General features: G+C 44.1%; 3 protein-coding genes and 1 pseudogene. 2 read left to right on the top strand and 2 right to left on the bottom strand.

Annotation, left to right across the window (positions count from 1 at the left end; translation table 11 throughout):
• Positions 1–572, top strand: a 572-nt coding sequence (gene holA / locus PX484_RS13995) for a DNA polymerase III subunit delta (protein ID WP_288104320.1), incomplete at its 5' end; no start/stop codon positions are given.
• Positions 573–999: 427 nt separating this feature from the next.
• Positions 1,000–2,658: a CHAT domain-containing protein gene (locus tag PX484_RS13990; protein WP_287768374.1), complete on the top strand. Its 1,659-nt coding sequence runs from the start codon at positions 1,000–1,002 to the stop codon at positions 2,656–2,658.
• A 377-nt stretch (positions 2,659–3,035) separates the two neighbouring features.
• On the opposite strand, the gene corA is transcribed toward PX484_RS13990, so the two are convergent.
• Positions 3,036–4,193: a magnesium/cobalt transporter CorA gene (gene corA, locus PX484_RS13985; protein WP_149986613.1), complete on the bottom strand. Its 1,158-nt coding sequence runs from the start codon at positions 4,191–4,193 to the stop codon at positions 3,036–3,038.
• A gap of 114 nt (positions 4,194–4,307) precedes the next feature.
• A pseudogene (locus PX484_RS13980) lies at positions 4,308–4,430 on the bottom strand (zinc ribbon domain-containing protein); the annotation flags it as partial.

Here is a 4,430-nt window from a genome sequence, read left to right as displayed (position 1 = left end):
GAGTTAGGGAAATTGCCAAAGAAGTGGGGGTAAAATTAACCCCCGATGCGATCGAACTCTTAGCAGAATCAGTGGGAAATAACAGCCGCTTGTTGTGGATGGAGTTAGAAAAACTGCGTTTATTTAAAAATAATTCGGCGGTAACTATTGACAAAAAGGACATTTTAAGCTTAGTCAATGCCAGCAATCAAAGCAGCTTACAGTTAGCCGGTGCTATTTTAAAACGGGAGACAGGCAAGGCCCTAGAATTAGTCAATGAATTATTAAATCGCAACGAGAACCCCCTAGGTATTACTGCCACCCTAGTGGGTCAATTTCGCACTTGGGCAATAGTGAAATTAAAAATTGAAGAAGGAGAAAAAGACGACAAAAATATCGCCGCCGCCGCCGAAATTGCCAATCCCAAGCGACTGTATTTCATTCGCAAAGAGATACAATCCTTTTCTTCTAAACAACTTCTCGCCACCTTGCCCATACTTCTCGAATTAGAATATCGTCTCAAGCGGGGTGCAGAACCTTTGGCAACTTTGCAAACCAAAATTATTGAACTTTGTTGTTTATTGGTGACTTAAGTAGGTAGGTATTAAAAACTTTCAGATCCCCCCGCCTATCGGCACCCCCCTTATCAAGGGGGGCAGGGGGGATCGAACCTAAAATCTATTTTTGATTTAATTATAACCAGCTACTTAATACTCTTCCTTAGCTTTCAGAAATCCTCTAGAATAAGTAGGTAGGCGTTAAAAGTTGTCAGATGCCCCCGCCTATCGGCACCCCCCTTATCAAGGGGGGCAGGGGGGATCCCCCCGCCTATCGGCACCCCCCTTATCAAGGGGGGCAGGGGGGATCCCCCCGCCTATCGGCACCCCCCTTATCAAGGGGGGCAGGGGGGATCGAACCTAAAATCTATTTTTGATTTAATTATAACCAGCTACTTAATACTCTTCCTTAGCTTTCAGAAATCCTCTAGAATAACATTCTATAGACTTCTCAATAGCCACAATGACCGATGATGCCATCCCTAGTCTAAATTTAGCGATCTCTAGTTTAGCCACGAGTAATCATTTCGCCCGTTGGGTGACGAAAGCACCCCTACCGGGGGGATATGTGCATCATGACTGTGAATGGACCGAGAGTCTAACCACGGAATGGATGGCATGGCAGGAAATGTTCTGTCTGGAAAAAATGCCGACCTTGCCGATGTTAGAGCAATTAGAGGGAAATTCCCGACCTAAACTGACTCTTTCGGGAGAAGGCGGCAGTTATGGCGGTCAATTAATGCAGAAACTAGGTATTAGTCTCTGGCAATGGTTATTTCAAGCATCAATTGGTCAAAGTTTCGCCCAAAGTCAGGGAATCGCCCTCGGCAAAAATCAGCCCCTGCGAATTCGCTTGGAATGTCGCAACCCCTATTTAATTTTGCTGCCCTGGGAAATTATGCAGCAAGCGGGTAAACAGGCTATATCTCTGCATCCGAATATACTCTTTAGCCGCACCACCAGCGATGTGGAACCACTACCACCGATAAAACCGAGTAATAGTCTCAATATTCTCTTAGTTATCGGGGAAAAACAGATTAAAACCGCCGCTAGTTCCCTCAACCTCACCGCCATTAATACGGGTGGAGAAACTAATTCCGACCAGGCACTCGAATCCGAGGCCGCCAATCTTATCCGGGCCATCTCTCCTGGGGGCAGTGGTTCCCTCCCTCAGAATTGGGGAGTGAAAATCAAAGTCGATACCTTAATTCGACCGGGGGCCGAAGAACTGACCAGGGCCTTGGATACGGGTAAATATCAAGCTTTTTTCTACGCTGGCCACGGAATCGCCGCCCCCAATGGCGGTTCCCTATTTCTGCGGACAGGAGAACAGCTAAACGGGACGGAGTTGGCCCAAGCTTTAGTGAGAAATCAAGTCATTTTAACCGTTTTTAATGCCTGTTGGGGTGCTTATCCCGCTAAATCGGGTCAGGAGATGATCCCCCGCAGCAGTCTGGCGGAAGTCTTGATTCACCACGGCGTTCCCGCAGTTTTGGCCATGCGAGATGCGATCGCCGATAGAGAGGCCTTGAGTTTTATCGAAATTTTTACCCGCACCCTCTTCGGGTTCAAAGACAAAGAAGCGCAGATGTCCAACTTGTTTCCCGGTCCGAGAGTCCCTATCGATCAGGCCGTTCGTATCGCCAGGCAGCAGTTATTAACCCTCTACAAGTACAATCAGCCCGCTTGGACTTTGCCGATTCTCTATATGCACCCAGAATTCGACGGGCAATTGCTGCAAACCCTTGATGAGACTCAATCACCGACGGTTATGCCCAATGTCTGCGGAACCATGCCCGCCGCTTTCTTATACTATCTCGATCGTCCCGAAAGAAAATTGTCAATCCGTGGTGGTGGCATGAATATAGGACGGAACATGGAAAATGATCTACAGATTACTGAAAAATGGGTTAGTAAAAACCATTGTCGGATAATTTGCCGTAAAAATGCCGATCATCCCGACTATCAATACTTTCTCGAAGATTTCTCCCGTTTTGGTACTTTTATCTACCAAGATGGCCACTGGAAGCAGGTACATAACCAAGAAGTTCCCCTAGAGTCGGGTTTACAGATTCGCTTCGGCAGTTACAAAGGCCAAATCCTCGCATTTGTGGTGGAATAATTAGGGTTTGTCGCAAAAGTTTGTCGTCGGGAGTGGGAATTATGAATTATGAATTATGAATTATGAATTATGAATTAGACCTCGACCTAATATAATCTCAAGACTAAAAGTCTTTCTAGTTAAGGAATCTACCCGAATAAAAATTATTTTAATTGCCTCATATTTTTTCAGTAAAATTGAATTAGCAAAGATAGATATACATTACAGCCATCGAACTGTTTAGTTAGTACATAGACCAAAAGCAAGCTGTGACTGGGTTATAATTTTTGGAGATGTCTATTGGGGAAGTGGGGTGCGGGGAGATGGGAGAATAAATAAAATAGTCTCCTGTCTCCTGTCTCCTAACCCCACCAACAAACTTTTTCAGCCAACCCTATCTAACTTTTTGCTTCCTCTTTAAGGGAATAAATTGGTTTAAACCAACCTTTGCGCCAGAAGTAGAAAATCAAGCCTCCCGCTACGGCTAACATGACTAACCAGACCATGAAGTAACTCCATTCTCCTTTTAATTCTGGCATATTCTCGAAGTTCATGCCATAGACACCAACGATAAAAGTTAAGGGAATAAAAATCGTCGAAATTACGGTTAAAAACTTCATAATTTCGTTTAATTTATTGCCCATAGTGGACATATAAACATCCATCAAACTCGCCGCTAATTCTCGATAAGCTTCGATAATTTCCAGAATTTGAATGACGTGGTCGTAGGAATCCCGAAAATAAATTTGTACTTCATCGCTGACTATACCATGATGGTCACGCATGAGTAAATGTAGGACATTTCGCATCGGCCAAATTAAGCGACGCAGTGCCAATAATTCCCGACGGACATCATAGATTTCCTGCATTGTATCTCGATCGGGATTACTAATAATCGCGTCTTCCAACGCTTCAATCCGATCTTCGTAGTGTTCTACCACGGGAAAATAACCATCGATAATCGTATCTAATAATAAATAGGTCAAATAATCCGCCCCCGATTTCCGTACTCGTCCCTGGGAAGTGCGAATTCGATCTCTCACTATCTCAAAACAGTCCTGTAATTCCTCCTCTTGAAAACTTAAAAGATAGCGTTTTCCCAAGACAAAACTCACTTGTTCTGTATCAAAACCGCTTTCATCTTCTTTCAGTCGCACCATCTGAGAAATCACTAACAATTGATTGTTATAGTCCTCTAACTTGGGTCGCTGCGGCACATTAACCACATCTTCTAATAACAAAGGATGCAGATTAAAAATGTCTCCCACCTGTTTTAAAACCGTCTCACTCCCTAACCCTTGAATATCCATCCAAGACACGGTATTTGTGCCAATATAGGGGGCGCAAGCATTGGGGGTAATATCCACCTTGCGAACGGCGTTATCTTCATCGTAGTCAATTAAAATAATCCGCGAGGGTTTGGCATCCGGTTCGATAATTAATGTCCCCGGTTCACTACCCGGTTCATCATAAAAATAATCGAAGTAGTCTTCTTCCTCGTCTCCATCGGTATCGGGACGATTGTTGACGAATATATCGGGTTGTAGTTGGGTCATAAGCTTACAACAATCTGGCTAATTTGGGCAATAAGAAAACAGAAAAGTTAAAAAATTTAATTTGCCTAAAGTTACTATCTATCGCCATGAGATTACATTGACATACTCCCACCGTCAAGCTACGCTGTGACGGGGGATTCTTTCCACATCGCTGTTAGAAATTCCTTGTTCAACGAGACAGCTTAGATTCTCAATGTCTCCATTAAAAACCCAGAGGTCGGACTCTCCCAAGGCGTT

The sequence above is a fragment of the Microcystis sp. M49636_WE2 genome (genome assembly GCF_030065375.1).
Lineage (GTDB): Bacteria > Cyanobacteriota > Cyanobacteriia > Cyanobacteriales > Microcystaceae > Microcystis > Microcystis aeruginosa_C.
The sequence above is the reverse complement of the archived record's forward strand: the minus strand, read 5'-3'. Positions and strand labels throughout refer to the sequence as shown.